Genomic DNA, 16401 nt, shown 5'->3' on the forward strand with positions numbered 1-16401 from the left:
GGCCCCGGAGATCGGCGTTTCAAACGAATTCGCCGAACCCTGACACATCTGCTGGCCATTCTCCAAGCACAGATGTTGCGGTGCACCTAATTTAAGCAGCCGAAGTCGGCTTAAGGCACGGCTTAGAAGAAAGCCTGGATCCCGGTCTGCGCCCGTCCCAGGATCAGCGCGTGCACGTCATGCGTGCCCTCATAGGTGTTGACCGTCTCCAAATTCTGCGCGTGGCGCATGACGTGGTAGCCGATCTGGATGCCGTTGCCGCCATGCATGTCGCGGGCCTGGCGGGCGATGTCGAGCGCCTTGCCGCAGTTGTTGCGCTTGACGATCGAGATCATCTCCGGCGCCATCTTGCCTGCATCGAGCAGCCGCCCGACGCGCAAGGATGCCTGCAGCCCAAGCGCGATCTCGGTCTGCATGTCGGCGAGCTTCTTCTGGTAAAGCTGCGTGCCGGCCAGCGGCTTGCCGAACTGCTTGCGGTCGAGACCATACTGGCGTGCGCGGTGCCAGCAATCTTCCGCCGCACCCATCGAGCCCCAGGAGATGCCGTAGCGAGCCCGGTTGAGACAGCCGAACGGGCCGCCAAGGCCCTTGGCGTTGGGCAGCAGCGCGTCCTCGCCGACCTCGACGCCTTCCATCACCACTTCACCGGTGATCGACGCGCGCAGCGACAGCTTGCCGCCGATCTTCGGCGCCGACAGCCCCTTCATGCCCTTTTCCAGCACGAAGCCGCGAATCTCGTCCTTGCCGGTCTCGCCCTTCAGCTTGGCCCAGACGACGAAGACGTCTGCGATCGGTGCGTTGGAGATCCACATCTTCGAGCCGCTGAGCTTGTAGCCGTTCGCGGTCTTCTCGGCGCGCGTCTTCATGCCGCCCGGGTCCGAGCCGGCATCCGGCTCGGTCAGGCCGAAGCAGCCGATCCACTCGCCGCTGGCAAGCTTGGGCAAGTACTTCTTGCGCTGCTCTTCCGAGCCATAGGCGTGGATCGGATACATCACCAGCGACGACTGCACCGACATCATCGAGCGATAGCCGGAATCGACGCGTTCGACTTCCCGCGCGACCAGCCCGTAGGTCACATAATTGGCGCCGAGGCCGCCATACTCTTCCGGGATGGTAATGCCGAGCAGGCCGGCCTCGCCCATTTCGCGAAAGATGCCGGCATCCGTTTTTTCATTGAGATAGGCATCCTCGATGCGCGGCGCGAGCTTGTCGGCGGCGAAGGCCGCCGCGCCGTCGCGCACCATGCGCTCTTCTTCCGAAAGCTGGTCCTCGATCAGGAACGGGTCTTCCCAGACGAATGCATTCTTGTCGGCGGCCATCGCTTGTCGATCCTCAAACGGGTGAAGCCCGGCTTATCGGCCCGTGGTCTTAAAAAATCAAACGAAATTGCTTCACTGATCAATGAGCGTTAGGAATGGATCATGAGTGTCCAGCGCCGCCTTCTGCCCAACATCAGCGCCCTCGCTGCCTTCGAGGCGGTGGCCCGGCTTGGGTCTTTTACCGCCGCTGCCCAGGAGCTGGACCTGACCCAGGGCGCGGTCAGACGGCAGATCAGACTGCTCGAAGACCAGTTCGGGCGCCGCTTGTTCGAGCGCGACAGCCGCAATGTCCGGCTGTCGACGGCAGGGGAAATCTACGCCGAAGCGGTGCGTTCAGCCCTCGGTCAGTTGCGCGACGCAGCTCTTGGACTGATGAGCAATCGGCATAGCGGCATCCTGAACCTCGCCATTTTGCCGACCTTCGGCACGCGTTGGCTGATGCCGATGATCCCGGATTTCGTCGCGAACAATCCCGACATCACCATCAACTTCGTCACCCGCGTCGGCCGCTTCGACTTCGCCAGGGAGAGGTTGGACGCCGCCATCCATTACGGCCTGCCGGACTGGCCGGAGGCCGATTCGACGTTGCTGGTGCGCGAAACCGTGGCGCCGGTGGCGTCGCCCGAATTCCTCGCCGGCCGCGCCATCGCCACGCCCGCCGATATCGGCCGCCTGCCGCTGCTGCACATGGCGACGCGCCCCGGCGCCTGGACCGAATGGTTCGAGCATCAGGGCCTGAGCGCGCCGGCCGGACCCGGCATGCAGTTCGAACAGTTCGGCACCGCCGCCCAGGCCTGCATGGCGGGGCTTGGCGTCGCGCTGTTGCCGCTGCTCCTCATCGTGGGCGAATTGCAGCGCGGCCAACTCGTGCCGGCGCCCGGCCAGCCCATGCAAAGCCGCAGCGCCTATTACCTCGTCGTCCCGCACGACAAGCGCGACCATCCCCCCGTCGCCAGCTTTCGCGACTGGCTGCTGGAGCAGGTTGAGAAGGAGCCGGCTGTTCTGGCCTGGTAGCTACTTCCGCTTCAGCGCATCCGCCAGTGCCGCACCGAAGGCCCCTTGCTGGGCCGGCCGTTCCGGCTGGCGTTGCGGCGCCGGCGATCGCGGCGCCGGCCTGCCGCCGCCATTGTCGCGCGGCCCACCACGCGGCGCACCACCCTCGCCGCCATCCTTGCGCATGGAGAGCGCAATGCGCTTGCGCTTGATGTCGACGTCGACGACGCGCACCTTGACCACATCGCCGGCCTTGACCACTTCATGCGCGTCCTTGATGAAGCGGTCGGCCAGTTGCGAGACGTGTACCAGCCCGTCCTGATGGACGCCGATATCGACGAAGGCGCCGAAGGCCGCGACATTGGTCACGGTGCCTTCCAGCAGCATGCCGGGTTTGAGGTCCTTGATGTCGTCGACGCCGTCGGCGAAGGTCGCCGTCTTGAAGCCGGGGCGCGGGTCGCGGCCGGGCTTTTCCAGCTCCGCCAGGATGTCGCGCACCGTCGGCAGGCCGAAACGCTCGTCGACGAAGACGCGTGGATCGAGCGCTTTGAGCGCGGCACTGTCGCCCATCAGCGAGCGGACGTCGCGGCCGCAGGCGGCGACGATCTTCTTGGCCACGCCATAGGCTTCCGGATGCACCGACGAGGCGTCGAGCGGCTCGCTGCCATTGGCGATACGCAGGAAGCCGGCGGATTGTTCGAACGCGCGAGGTCCAAGCCGTGGCACCTTGAGGAGATCTTTCCGGCTGGCGAAGGGGCCGGTCGCATCGCGATGCGCGACGATGGCGTCGGCGAGCGATGCGCCGAGGCCCGAAACCCGCGCCAGCAATGGCGCCGAGGCGGTGTTGAGATCGACGCCGACCGCGTTGACCGCATCCTCGACCACCGCCTCCAGCGAGCGGCCGAGCCGGTACTGGTCGACATCGTGCTGGTACTGGCCGACGCCGATCGACTTGGGTTCGATCTTGACCAGTTCGGCCAGGGGATCCTGCAGGCGCCGCGCGATCGACACCGCGCCGCGCAACGACACGTCGAGGCCGGGAAATTCCGCCGCCGCCGTCGCCGACGCCGAATAGACCGAAGCGCCCGCTTCGCTGACGATCACCTTGAGCGGCTTCGGCCCGCCGTCGGAAGGCATGTCGGACAGCATGTCTGCCACCAGCTTTTCCGTCTCGCGGCTGCCGGTGCCGTTGCCGATCGAAATCAGCTCGACCTTGTGCAAGCGGATGAGCTTGGCGAGTTCGGCCTGCGTGCCGCGCACATCGTTCTTCGGCGGGAACGGATAGACCGTCGTCGTCGCCACCAGCTTGCCGGTGCCATCGACCACGGCCACCTTGACGCCGGTGCGGATGCCGGGGTCGAGCCCCATCGTCGGCCGCGAACCGGCGGGTGCGGCCAGAAGCAGATCCTTCAGATTGCGGGCGAAGACATGGATCGCCTCTTCCTCGGCCCGCTCGCGCAGGTCGCGCATCAGATCAAGCGTCAGGTGCAGCGAAAGCTTGATGCGCCAGGTCCAGCCGGCGACCTCCATCAGCCAGCGGTCGCCGGGCAGGCTGGCGCCGATCGCATAGGCGTTGGCAATCATCCGTTCGACCGGTTTCACCGGAGACGCGTCGTCGGCATCGACCTCGATGTCGAGCGACAGCACCTCTTCGTTGCGGCCGCGCAGCATGGCCAGCGCGCGATGGCTCGGCACGTTTGCCCAGCGCTCGACATGGTCGAAATAGTCGGAGAACTTGGCGCCGGCCTCCTGTTTGCCGTCGACCACCCGGGCGCGCATGAAGGCGCGGTCCTGCATGTAGGTGCGCAGTTTGCCGACCAGGTCGGCATTCTCGGCGAACTGTTCCGACAGGATGTCGCGCGCGCCTTCAAGGGCTGCCTTGGCGTCGGCCACTTCCTCGGTGACATAGGCGAGCGCCAGTTCGGCGGGCACGAGCGAACGGTTGGCAAGGATGGCCTCGGCCAGCGGTCCCAGCCCACGCTCGCGGGCGATCTCGGCCTTGGTGCGGCGCTTCGGCTTGTAGGGCAGATAGATGTCTTCGAGTTCCGCCTTAGTGGCCGCCGCCGCGATCTTGGTTTCCAGTTCCTCGGTCAGCTTGCCCTGCTCGCGGATCGAACCGAGGATGGTGTCGCGACGGGCGTCGAGCTCGCGCAGATAGGCGAGCCGCTCGGCAAGGTCGCGCAGCTGCGTGTCGTCCAGCCCGCCGGTCACCTCCTTGCGATACCGTGCCACGAACGGCACGGTCGCACCCTCGTCGAGCAATTCGATGGCCGCCGCCGCCTGTTCGGGCCGCGCCTTGATCTCGGCCGCGATGATGGCTGCGATGCGCTTGATGTCGGATGCCATGTCGTTCCTGCTCTCATCGAAAAGAGCGGCGACCATAGGCGCAGACACCTGCCTCGCCAACCGCGACGTTTTCAACGGTCGCGGGCGGTCCACAGGAAAGCACGCGGCAACGAGGCCGCGACGGACGGTCAGACCAGTTGGGTCAGCGCCTCGAAGAAGGCGACGATTTCGAGGTCAAGCGGATCGTCGACCGGCTCCGGCTGCGACGACATCTTGGCGATGACCACTTCCGCCTTCGGGTCGACATAGAGCCATTGGCCATGAATGCCGATGCCGCAATAGGCGCCGTTTGGCTTGCCTGACTGGTACCATTTATTGCGGTAGCGGCCTTGCGGGAACAGCGGCAGCATGGTGCCACGCTGCCAGGCTTCTGCACTACCGCCGGTGCTGACGGTGTCACGCACCCAGGCCTCCGGCGCGATGCGGCGGCCATTGGCGGTGCCGCCTTGCCGCATCATCTCGCCAATGCGCGCCAGGTCGCGCGGCGTCATCGAAATGCCGCCGGCGGTGCGGGCCGTGCCTTCCATGTCGACGCCGATCGAGGCTTCGCTGACGGCGCCAAGCGGGAGCCACAATTTTTCGCGCATCAGGTCGCTGAAGCGCTGGCCGGAGGCGCGCTCCAGCAGCAGGCCGAGCAGGTCGGAATTGGGTGAACGGTAGCGAAAAACCTGGCCATGCGGCTCGGCAAGCCCCTGCAGGGTCAGGATGAATTCGCGCAGGCTTTCCGTGCCGCCACCCGGATTCCACAGCGTGGCGCGGCGATAGCGGGCAAAGGCACTCTCCGGATCGAGATAGGCCTCTTCGAAATCGAGGCTGACGCTCATGTCGAGCACATGCCGCGTGCTCGCATCGCCATAGGCCGAGCCGGCGGCTTCCGGAATGTAGGTGGTGACCGGCGCTTCCGGATCGAACACCCCCTCGCCTTCCAATATGCCGGCTATGATCGCGGTCACCGACTTGCTGATCGAGAAGACAATGTGGCGGGCGCCGAATTCCATGTGCGGCGCGAACCAGTCGCCGATCACCTTGCCCCCTTTCATCACCGTCAGCGCATCGGTGCTGGAGCGTATGAGGAATTCGGCGACCGTCCCCGGCGCGCTGACCACCGACACCTTTTCGCCGAGCAAACCACCGAAATCCTTGGCGGGTGCCTCGGCACCAGCCGATGCCGCGGCCACGCGCGCCGTGGGCACCAGTTCGCCAAGGTTCTGGAACGACCATCGGTTGAACGGGCTTTCGCGCCAGTTGGAAAGCAGCACCTCGTTGCGGCGGAAGCCGTGGCGAATCTCGAACGCGGTCTTGCCGGTCATGGCGTTTCCTTCCAGGTCGTTTCTTGCGGGGGGCCTAGAGCAGTGCGGCGGCGATGGTGTGCACGGCCTTCAGCGTCGCTGTGGAGTAGGCGAGATTGCTGAAATCCGGCCAGGTCGAAAGCTTCACCACGACCGTTCCTGTATTCCAGTCGATATGGATCATCTGCCCGAACACGCCCCGGCACATCAGCGCGCGCGAACTGGGGTTCTCGATCCAGAACTGGTTGCGGTAGCTGCCCTCAGGCAGACTGGGGGAGAAATCAGGGCCATGCCTGCCATTGCGTGTCGCCTCGATCCAGGCGGCCGGCACGATGCCGCCGCCATTGTCGAGGATCATCTGGCCGAAGCGGCCATAGTCGCGCAGTGTCGCGTTGAAGCCGCCGTCGGCCAGCGCATAGCCGGCGCCGTCGACGGTGAAGCAGGCGCTTTCGTCGGCGCCGAGCTTTTGCCAGAGTTCCTCCGACACCAGCTGCGGCAGCCGCTTGCCCGTCACCCGCTCCATGATGAAGGCAAGCACGTCGGTCTCGATCGAGCGGTATTCGAACGCCGCACCGTGCGGCCGGACCGTGTCCTTCAAGCCCAGGATCAGCTCGAACATATGCGAGGGCCAGCGGAAGTCCGGATCGCTGCCCGGCGGCACCGGCTTCCAGCCGGTGGCGACATCGACCTGGCCGATATCGGAATAGCGGTCGGTATACTCTTCGGAAAAACGCACGCCCGTCGTCATGTCGAGCACATGCTGAACGCTGGCGCCAGCCCAGCCGGTCGCGCTGAGTTCAGGCAGGTAATCCGTGACCGGCCTGGCCGCATCGATTAGGCCGCGCCCGGCCAATATGCCGAACACCGAGCCGGTGATGGACTTGGCCATCGACTGCGACAGATGCAGCGTGCGCACGTCCATGCCGTTGAAATAGCGCTCATAGGCGAGCCTGCCGTGCTTGAGCACCAGGAAGCCGTCCGTATAGGTCTCGTCGAGCAACCCGGCGAGCGTCGAGGGCCTGCCCTGGCTGTCCTCGACCGCAAGTCCGTCGAGATCGACCTCGGCGCGTTCGAGACGATGGCGGTGGCCGTTGCCGCGCCAGACTTCGGCGGTCGGCAGGATTTCCCGGATGTGCTGGAACGCCCAGCGGTTCCATGGCGGCCGGTCCCAGTCGAGCTTCGGCGGCACCATGGCGGGCGGCGAGCCCCGCATGATCGGCGGCCGCGGATCGCTGTTGCGATAGGAGTCCATGAAAGGCATTCCCGGAAAAGAAAAGACCCGGCGGTGTGTGCCGCCGGGTCTGGCATGCAGCGATTACTTCTGCAGTTCGGTCCAGATCTTGGTGTAGAGTTCCTGCGTTTCCGGCGCGCACATCTTCTGGAATTCGCCTTTCGGCTTGGCGTCGGCCGGAATGACGACTTCCGGCGCGTCCTTCATGTCGGCCGGCATGTATTTGTCCGAGCCGGTGATGGCGTTGGCGTAACGGTGGAAGGCCGAGAGGCCGGCCGCGTTTTCCGGATCCATGATGAAGTTCTGGAACAGCTTGGCGTTCTCGACGTTCTTGGCTTCCTTCAGGACGACGACATTGTCGCTCCACAGGCCAAAGCCTTCCTTCGGATAGTTGTAATGGATGGCCGCATTGGCCAGACGCTGGCGCAGCGCCGAGCCGTTCCAGTCGCTGGTTGCCTTGAAGTCGCCGGCACCCATCTTCTCGATGGTGTTGTACTCCATCGCGATCCAGTTCGGCTTGGCCGCTACCAGCAGGTCGCGCACCTTCTTCAGCACCGCCTTGTCGTCGGTGCATTGCTGGCCGCCGACATATTTGATCGCCGCGAAGATGACGTCGCCCATCTCGGGAACGACGTTGACCTTACCCTTCAGCTCGTCGGGCGTGTTGAAGACGATGCCCCACGTATCGGCCGGACCCTTGTAGGCATCGGTGTTGACGACGACCCCAATCGTGCCCCAGGCCCACGGCACGGAATATTTGCGGCCCGGATCGAATTCGGGATTGGCCCATTCCGGCGCGACGTTCTTGAAATTCTCCATCTTGCCCGGATCGGTCTCGAGCAGGAGCCCTTCCTTGATCCAGATCGGCACGTAGGTCTGCGACGGCACGGCGATGTCGAACCCGGTGCCGCCCTGCCGGACCTTGGCGAGCGCAGTGTCGTTGGAATCGTAGTCGGTGATGGTCACCTTGATCTTGTATTTGTCTTCGAACTTCTTGATCACGTCGGGGCTGGTGTAGTTGCCCCAATTGTAGATGTTGAGCACGCCCTCGGCGCGGGCCAGGCCCGTCGAAGCGAGCAGCGCCAACCCCATGGCGGTCGCCGTTGTCTTCCAGTTCATCGTTCTAACTCCCATTTTCAGGTTCAGTCTCGTTTCCTGCTGACGAAGAAAAACAACGTGACGATCGCGACCGAAAGCAGCAGGAAAGCGGTCGATATCGCGTTGATCTCGGGTGTGACGCCACGGCGGATCTGGCCGAGCATGTAAGTGGGCAGCGTGTCCTGGCCTCCCGATTTGACAAACTCGGTGATGACGACGTCATCGAGTGAGATGACGAAGGCCAGCATCAGGCCGGCCAGGATACCGGGCCACAAAAGCGGCAGCGTGATGCGGCGGAAGGTCTTCCACGGGGTCGCGTAGAGATCGGCCGCGGCGCGCTCGAGGGTCAGATCCATATTCTCCAGCCGCGCCCGGATCGGCAGATAGGCGAACGGGATGCAGAATGCCGTATGCGCGGCGATCAGGTAGCCGAGGCCGGAATAGCCGGTGAAGATCTTGATGCGCGAGAAGAAGATCAGCAGCGCCACGCCGGTGACGATCTCGGGCACCATCAGCGGCTGGTTGATTGCCGCATATTTGAAGGTGAGTCCGGGATAGGGGGCGGTGCGCGTGGTGGCGAGTGCCGCCATCGTGGCGAAGATGGTCGACAGCACCGCCGCGATGGCACCGATCTGGAACGAGCGCAGCGTTGCGTCGATGACCTGCGTGTTCTGGTACGCCGACTGGAACCATCGCAGCGAAAAGCCACCCCATTCGGATGTCGAGCTCGCCGCGTTGAAGGCGTAGAGGACCAGCACGATGATCGGCAAATAGAGCACGACGAAACAGGTCGCCGCGATCGTCGTGAAGCCCGGCTGGTGCTGGATGGAGAAGTTGCTAGCCATGACGCACCCCTGACTTGCCGGCGTTGCGCACATAGGCAAGCAACGCCAGCATGACGATGACCATCACCGTGATCGACAGCGCCGAGCCAAGCGGCCAGTTGCGGCCTTGTCCGAACTGCAATTCGATCAGGTTGGACAGCATCATGTTCTTGCCGCCGCCCAGCACGACCGGCGTCACATAGGCGCCGAGTGCCGGAATGAAGACCAGGATCGAGCCGGCAATGACGCCGGGTTTGACGAGCGGGAAAATGATCTTCCGCAGCACCTTGAAGCGCGTCGCGTAGAGATCATAGCCGGCCTCGACCAGGCGGAAATCGAGCTTCTCCATGCTGGCGTAGATCGGCAGCACCATCAGCGGCAGGTAGACATAGGCCATGCCGATCAGGATCGCGGTGTCGGTATAGAGGATCTGGATCGGCGCCGAGATGATGCCGAGCTTGAGCAGGATCGTGTTGATGATGCCTTCGTTGCGGATGATCTGCAGCACCGCGAAGGTGCGGATCAGGAGGTTGGTCCAGAACGGGATGGTGATCAGAAACAGCCAGAGATCCCTGGTCTTCTCGCTGCGCGTCGCCATGAAATAGGCGGTCGGGAAACCGAGCGCCAAAGTGGCCAGCGTCGTCACCACCGCAAGCTTGATCGAGCGCCAGAAGATGGTGACATGCGCCGCCGCGAGCGAAAGCGTGTCGTCGAAAATGTCACGTTCCATGAACACCGATATCCAGGCGTCGGGCGAAAACTGCCATTTCACGTCGCCATAGGCGCCGGGCGTCAGGAACGAGTAGACGAGCACGATCAGCAACGGGCCGGTCGCGGCGAGCAGGATGACCAGCAGCGCCGGCGCTGACAAAAGCCAGCGGTCACGGACATCACGCCGTTCCGCTGCCTTGGCGACTTCTTCCGCGGCGGCCATCAGTCCCTCAGCACTTGCGCGGCGTCGTTGCCGATCAGGATGCCGACCTTGTCGCCGCGCTCGAAACCGCAGCCTGCGCTGCGCGTGTTCTGCTGGCGCACGGTGAAGGCCTCGCCGCCGTCGAGCTGGACGTGGATATGCGTGTCGGTGCCGAAATAGACGATGTTTTCGACCGTGCCCGACAGGTCTCCCTTGTCCTTGGTCAGCTTGGCATGCTCGGGCCGCACCACCACGGTGGCGTTGTCCTTCGGCTGGAACCCTTCGGCGACGGTCGCCTCGATGGTCGTGCCGGATTTGAGCGTCGCGCGGGCCTTGCCGTTGCCGGTGCCCGATATGGCGGCGGTGAGGAAGTTGGTCTCGCCGATGAAGTCGGCGACGAAGCGTTCCGCCGGCTTGTCGTAGATATCCCAGGGCGAGCCGACCTGGAGGATCTTGCCCGACGACATCACCGCGATGCGGTCCGACATGGTCAACGCTTCTTCCTGGTCGTGGGTGACGAAGATGAAGGTGATGCCGGTCTCGTGCTGCAGCCGCTTCAACTCGATCTGCATCTCCTTGCGCAGCTTGTAGTCGAGTGCCGAGAGCGGTTCGTCGAGCAACAGCACTTTCGGCTGTGGCGCCAGCGCCCTGGCCAGCGCCACGCGCTGCTGCTGGCCACCGGAAATCTGGGCCGTGCGGCGACCGGCAAGCGCCTCCATCTTGACCAGTTTGAGCATTTCGGCGACGCGCGCCTTGATCTCGCCCTTGGGCTTGCCGAGCATCTCCAGGCCGAAGCCGATATTGTCGGCAACCGTCATGTGCGGGAACAGCGCGTAGGACTGGAAGACGGTGTTGACCGGCCGCTTGAAGGGCGGCAGCGGCGCGATGTCCTGGCCGTAGAGCAGGATTTCTCCGGCGGTTGGAAAGTCGAAGCCGGCGATCAGCCGCAAAAGGGTGGTCTTGCCGCAGCCGGACGGTCCCAGCAGCGTGAAGAACTCGTTCTCGCGAATGGATACCGACACCTTGTCGAGGGCAGCGACCTGCCCCTCACCCGATCCGAAAATTTTACTGACGTTTACTACTTCAATCGCATTTCGATCCGGTTTGTCCGGCACGATTACGCCTCACTGTTGACCCCGCTCTTGCTGGCGGAGCTGTTCCCCTGTTCGATGTGACCACACGCCCGGTAGGTTGGCAAGCCCGGCATTGAATCACAGTTCAGTCCGTCTTTAGCCAGCAAGCCTCATGCCATTGTCAGGCCTGATAGGTGATCTTGCCGCCGCAAATTGTCGTCACCGGGCGCAGCTTGTGCAGATCGGCCGGCGCCGTCTTCTCGATATCCGCCGACAGAACCACCAGGTCGGCCATATAGCCTGATTTCAGCGTGCCTTTGCGGTGTTCGGCGAATTCGGCATAGGCGCCCTCGACCGTGTAGGCGGCAATCGATTCCTGCAGCGAGAAACTCTGGTCCGGGTCGCTGTCTGCCCATGGTTTGCGCATCACTGCCGCCTGAATGCCCAGGATCGGGTCGATTGGCGACACCGGCCAATCCGAGGCGAAGACGACGTGCGCGCCGGCATTCTTCAGCGTTCGCCAGGCATAGCTCAGCGGCCAGCGGGCCGGGCCGATGCGCGACACGGTCGGTTCGAGCGGGAAATCCATGGCGCCGGGCGGATGCGGCGGCTGCATCGAGGCAATGGCGCCGAGTTCGGCGAAGCGCGGCACATCCGACGTGGTGGTGACCTCGATGTGTTCGACGCGGTGACGGCTGTCGCGCTTGCCATTGGCCTTTTGCGCCGCCTCGTAGCCGTCGAGCACCGCACGCACCGCGCCATCACCGATCGAGTGCACCGCGATCTGCAGTCCGCGTCTGTCGACGGCAACGGCGAGATCGATGAACTGCTGCGGTGTGAACAGCGGCTCGCCCACCCAGTCCGGACGGTCGGCATAGGGCTCGATCATCACAGCCGTCCAGGAATCGAGCACGCCGTCATAGAACACCTTGACCATGCCCGATGACAGCCACTCGCTGTTGTAGCGCTCGGCCATGACGGATGCCTTGTCGAGCATGTCGAGCGTCATGAAATTCTTGTAGTGGAAGGGTATCTGCACACGGCAGGGCAAGCCTTCCTCGGCGTCGATCTCGGCCAGCAGTTCGAGCTGGTAGAGATTGCCATCCATGTTCTGGATGGAGGTGATACCGTGACGCGCACACCAGGCGAGGCCGCGCCGCATGATGTCGCGGTCGGCGGCGCGTTCGGCGGCGGACAGCATCGGATCCGGCTCGCCGCCGGTCGCCAGCCCCAGCCGCACCCGGCCCTCGCCGGCAAGATCGAGCACCGGGCCGAAGGCCTCGCCCTCGCGCAATTCGCCGGCTGCCAGGCCATCCTCGCCCATGACGATTTCATTGCCTGGACCAAGCGCGCGGCCATGCAGGATGCCGGCCATCTCCAGCGCCTTGGTGTTGGCCCACATCGTGTGGTGATCGGGCGCGGCCATGCAGAACGGGCGATCGGGCAGGATCTGATCGAGATGGTGGCGCGTCACCCGCTCGTCGCCGAGCACGGTGTAGTCGACGCCCTGCCCGACCAGCATTTTCGCGTCGGGCTTGGTCGACGCATAGTCGCCGATCGCCTTTTTCAGCGCCTCGAAGCCATGGACCCCGCCAAGCTGAAGATGCGCGAGCTCGGCCCCTCCCGAGAACAGATGCATATGGGCTTCGATGAAACCGGGCAGGACCGAACCGCCCTTGGCGTCGATCACCTGTGTGCCCGTTCCCTTGAGTTCTTCGATGGCGGCGCGGCTGCCAACGGCGATGATGGCGCCGTCCTTGACGGCTACGGCCTCGGCTGCGGGATTGCCACCGTCCATGGTCAGCACACGACCATTGATGACGACCAGATCCGCATTGTGACCCGCACCCGTAACAGACATCGCGACTCCGCGCTTTTGATGACCGACTGAGACCGACAGCCCTGCGCTCAACGACCTGCAACTCCACCGGAGCGGCGCCACGGAACAAAAAACGATGCCAGTCCGCTGCCTTCGAAATTCCCCTTGTTATCCCTAGGGACAGCGTGGATAAAGAATGCGACTGATTATTCGCGTTTGTCAACATGCGGAATTTAGAATGTATTGTGGACAGCACCCTGCGCCTGGCTTCAGACCAAGCGGGGAACGAGGGCATAGAGCAGTGAAGCGTAGTCTCGACCGCAAAATCAGGATAGCGCTCGAGCCGCGCAAGCAGCCTCGGCAGCAACGATCGAGCAAGGTGGTCGACCGCATTCTCGACGCGGCGCTGATCCTGACGCGGGAGCAAGGAACCAGGACGCCGACGACGCTCGCCATCGCGCAGCGCGCGGGCCTGTCGGTCGGTTCGGTCTATCAATACTTTCCCAACAAGGAAGCCATTCTTCTGGACCTCGCTCGGCGCTGGCTGTCCTCCTTTCCCGACGTGATCGAGAAGCGCATCAAGGCACCCCGGCCCGCCAACCGCGACGAATTCCGGCGCGAAGTGCGCAAGCTCTTCATCGACACGTCCAGTATCTATCTCGAAAACGCCACCCTGATGCCGGTGATCGAGGCCATTTCAGGCAACGCCGATCTCAGGCCCATCCAGGACGAATATGACGAGCAGATCATCGCGCTTTACGCCGCCTGGCTGCGGCATGTGAATCCTGCTCTCGAAGACAAGATCGCCAAACGGCTCGGCCTTGTGATGATGGAGGTCGGGCACGCCTGCCGGCTGGTCGGACTGAAGAGAGATCGCAGGACATACAACCTCATCGAGGACGATGTCGAAGCCATGTGGCTGGCTCTGGTGAGTCCCTATCTCAACCTTGACTGATTGCGCATTTCGAGAGGAATTTCATGAAGACTGTCTATTCGCCGCTTCATGCTGGCCATGCAGGCCAGATGGAACTGGTCACCTCGGCCATCGTGCCGGGTTTTGAAAAACCCTCGCGGGTCGAATTCATCAAGGCGAGGGTCGAAAGCGAGAAGCTCGGTCCGATCGTCCTGCCGCTCGAGCACGATCTTGCCGCCGCCAAGCGCATCCACAAATCGGACTATATCGACTTCCTGCCGACGGTCTGGCCGCAATGGGTGGCTTCCGGTCATGAGGGCACGGCCATGCCCTTCACCTGGCCGACACGCGGCCTGCGCGGCGACGTGCCGCCAAAGCGTGTCGATGCGCTGCTCGGCTACTATTCCTTCGATGCCGGCGCCACCTTCGTCGAAGGCACCTGGGCCGCGATCAAATCGTCCTATGACGTGGCGCTGACCGCGGCCGGCCTGGTCAAGGGCGGCGAGAGGTCGGCCTTCGCGCTCTGCCGCCCGCCAGGCCACCATGCCGGCGCCGGCTTCATGGGCGGCTATTGCTACATCAACAACGCCGCCGTCGCCGCGCAGTGGTTCCTCGACCAGGGCGCCAAACGCATCTCCATCCTCGATGTCGACTACCACCATGGCAACGGCACGCAGGAAATCTTCTATGACCGCGCCGACGTGCAGGTCCTCAACCTGCATGGCGATCCGATGGTCGAGTATCCCTTCTTCCTCGGCCATGCCGATGAACGCGGCGCCGGCGCCGGCGAAGGCTTCAACATCAACTACCCCATGCCGTTCGGCACCGGCTGGGACGCCTGGAACGCCTCGCTTGAGGATGCCTGCGCCAGGCTCACCGCCTACGCGCCCGACATCGTCATCGTCTCGCTCGGCGTCGACACTTTCGAGAAGGATCCGATCAGCCAGTTCAAGCTGACAAGCCCCGACTATCCCAAGATCGGTCGCCGCATCGCCAGGCTCGGCCTGCCGACCCTGTTCGTCATGGAAGGCGGCTATGCCGTCGAGGAGATCGGCATCAACGCCGTCGGCGTGCTGACCGGTTTCGAGGACCGCTAAGCCCGCCCACAAACCCGGAGCGGACAACGCAGGTAGGAAGAAAAAGGGCGGCATATCAGCCTTTTTTGCAAGCTACGTTGCGGCGCCGGCGCTCGGCGCGGCCATCGGTGCGGCTGCCTTGCGTGAGCGGCCCAGATAATAGACGGCCGCCGCCGCGATGGCGCCCGCCGCCAGTATGCCTGCCGCCAGAACCGGCCGATACCAGAACCACGCAATCGCGATCGTCGTCGTGCCGGCCAGGATCGCCAGGAAGAAGGCGATGATGCCGGTTCCCATCCGCGCCATGCTGCCGAGGAACGGGATGACGTCGAGGATCACGCCGATCGGGCCGAGGAACAGGGCAAAGCCGATGGTCAGCAGCAGAAGGCCGGCGGCGCGCAGCAGCCAGGTGATCAGCGTGTTGGCGCTCACCGCCTCGGCGAACATCTTGTCGGCCGGCACATTGCCGGTATCGACCATCAGCAGCGCGTCGCCCGCTTGCGTCTGGTACGGTTCCAAGCGGCTGCCGGCCTGCCGCGCCACAATGCTGACCACGCCGAGCGGCGCAAGTTCGTAGCCGATGCGGTAATCGCCCAATGCGGGGGTCGTGTTGTCGCTGCCGAGATAGATCTTGCCATCGACGATGCTGAGCGGCTTCGTGCCGGTATAGGCGGCCTTTATCGCCGCCGACTGATTGGCCGACAGTGAATACGCCTTGTCGCCGTCGATGCGATCCAGCACCGGCGTGTCAAGATCGAAGGCGACGAGCTTGCCTTCAGGGATCTGGAAGGCGCGGCTGTGGATCGCCATCGGTGGATTCTGATGGCCGTCCGGCTTCCTGAAGTCCGACGAATCGATCTGGCCGTCGTCCCACACTTTCGAATAGCTGTAGGTGGTCTCTGTCTCCTCGCCGCCGCCAAGCTTCTTGGTGGTTTCGGATCTGGACTCTTCCTTCCACTGGTACATCTCGACGCTGCGCGACAGCCGCAGTCCTTGCGCGGCGATGCCGAAATCCGGATCCGACAGGCCGCTATCGGCCGTCACCGGCCCGCTGACATGCACCAGCCTGCCGTCATTGCCGGCATCGACGCTGTCGGCGTTGATCGACGCCACGGCGCCGGCGCCTTCGGCCAGTGAGCGCGCCGTCTGCACCGCGCGGCCCTCGTTCCAGAACAGCCCGATCACCATCAGCACGATCAAGAGCAGGCCGAAGATGACCCCGCCGACCGCGCGCTTGATCCGCCCGAACCACGAGACGGAAGTAACTTCCCGAAATGAATCGCTCATCGTTTCCCCCGAAACAAAAGATGCCAGGAGCCCGCATGGCACTGCCGCGAACGACCGCGGCCGTAATGCAGCTATGAACTCCCTTGCCGAAGGTGCCCACCCCTTCGACACTTGCGAATCTATCGCATCGGGCCGAGCGCGGATATGGCCCGCTTGCGCAGTCCCGGCATTTTCGCACGCTCGAAGGCGGCGAAAATCGACCTCTGAGTCGCACGCGAGT

13 protein-coding genes are annotated in these 16401 nt (G+C 63.9%); 3 read left to right on the forward strand and 10 right to left on the reverse strand.

Translation table 11 applies throughout. The annotated features are described in order from the left end of the window. Nucleotides 1–122: 122 nt before the first annotated feature. A complete protein-coding gene (locus FJV80_RS03205; protein ID WP_142875538.1) occupies nucleotides 123–1319 on the reverse strand; it encodes an acyl-CoA dehydrogenase in 1197 nt (398 codons plus the stop codon). A 102-nt stretch (nucleotides 1320–1421) separates the two neighbouring features. Between FJV80_RS03205 and FJV80_RS03210 the strand changes: the two genes are divergently transcribed. After that, nucleotides 1422–2333, forward strand: a complete 912-nt coding sequence (locus tag FJV80_RS03210) for a LysR family transcriptional regulator (RefSeq protein WP_142875539.1) — start codon at nucleotides 1422–1424, stop codon at nucleotides 2331–2333. Here FJV80_RS03210 and FJV80_RS03215 read toward each other — a convergent pair whose 3' ends face one another. From FJV80_RS03215 to FJV80_RS03250, 8 genes are all read right to left on the reverse strand, one after another. Continuing rightward, complete coding sequence (locus FJV80_RS03215) at nucleotides 2334–4658, reverse strand: Tex family protein (protein ID WP_142875540.1); 2325 nt, start codon at nucleotides 4656–4658, stop codon at nucleotides 2334–2336. Between the two features lie 128 nt (nucleotides 4659–4786). Beyond that, entirely contained in the window at nucleotides 4787–5968 is a 1182-nt protein-coding gene (locus FJV80_RS03220; RefSeq protein WP_142875541.1) for a serine hydrolase, read from the reverse strand. A 34-nt stretch (nucleotides 5969–6002) separates the two neighbouring features. Continuing rightward, on the reverse strand, nucleotides 6003–7199 hold the full coding sequence (locus FJV80_RS03225) for a serine hydrolase (protein WP_142875542.1): 1197 nt from the start codon (nucleotides 7197–7199) through the stop codon (nucleotides 6003–6005). Between the two features lie 63 nt (nucleotides 7200–7262). Further along, a complete protein-coding gene (locus tag FJV80_RS03230) occupies nucleotides 7263–8297 on the reverse strand; it encodes an extracellular solute-binding protein (RefSeq protein ID WP_095772683.1) in 1035 nt (344 codons plus the stop codon). Nucleotides 8298–8320: 23 nt separating this feature from the next. Beyond that, nucleotides 8321–9121 (reverse strand): ABC transporter permease, encoded by an 801-nt coding sequence (locus tag FJV80_RS03235; RefSeq protein WP_142875543.1) that lies wholly within the window; start codon nucleotides 9119–9121, stop codon nucleotides 8321–8323. Next, nucleotides 9114–10034, reverse strand: coding sequence for an ABC transporter permease (locus FJV80_RS03240; protein ID WP_095772681.1), 921 nt, complete (start codon nucleotides 10032–10034; stop codon nucleotides 9114–9116). Before FJV80_RS03240 ends, FJV80_RS03235 begins: the two co-directional genes overlap by 8 nt. Further along, entirely contained in the window at nucleotides 10034–11128 is a 1095-nt protein-coding gene (locus FJV80_RS03245; protein WP_095792701.1) for an ABC transporter ATP-binding protein, read from the reverse strand. Before FJV80_RS03245 ends, FJV80_RS03240 begins: the two co-directional genes overlap by 1 nt. A gap of 139 nt (nucleotides 11129–11267) precedes the next feature. Next, nucleotides 11268–12947: an amidohydrolase gene (locus tag FJV80_RS03250; RefSeq protein ID WP_142875544.1), complete on the reverse strand. Its 1680-nt coding sequence runs from the start codon at nucleotides 12945–12947 to the stop codon at nucleotides 11268–11270. A gap of 259 nt (nucleotides 12948–13206) precedes the next feature. Between FJV80_RS03250 and FJV80_RS03255 the strand changes: the two genes are divergently transcribed. Together FJV80_RS03255 and FJV80_RS03260 are read left to right on the forward strand one after the other, a co-directional pair. Next, the gene (locus FJV80_RS03255) at nucleotides 13207–13860 is read left to right on the forward strand and encodes a TetR/AcrR family transcriptional regulator (RefSeq protein WP_095772678.1); all 654 of its coding nucleotides are present in this window, start codon (nucleotides 13207–13209) and stop codon (nucleotides 13858–13860) included. Nucleotides 13861–13883: 23 nt separating this feature from the next. Then, on the forward strand, nucleotides 13884–14915 hold the full coding sequence (locus FJV80_RS03260; protein WP_142875545.1) for a histone deacetylase family protein: 1032 nt from the start codon (nucleotides 13884–13886) through the stop codon (nucleotides 14913–14915). A 72-nt stretch (nucleotides 14916–14987) separates the two neighbouring features. On the opposite strand, the gene FJV80_RS03265 is transcribed toward FJV80_RS03260, so the two are convergent. After that, nucleotides 14988–16181 (reverse strand): TMEM43 family protein, encoded by a 1194-nt coding sequence (locus tag FJV80_RS03265; protein ID WP_185975126.1) that lies wholly within the window; start codon nucleotides 16179–16181, stop codon nucleotides 14988–14990. Between the last annotated feature and the right edge of the window lie 220 nt (nucleotides 16182–16401).

Origin of the sequence: Mesorhizobium sp. WSM4310, from assembly GCF_007003935.1 — a bacterium.
Classification (GTDB): domain Bacteria; phylum Pseudomonadota; class Alphaproteobacteria; order Rhizobiales; family Rhizobiaceae; genus Mesorhizobium.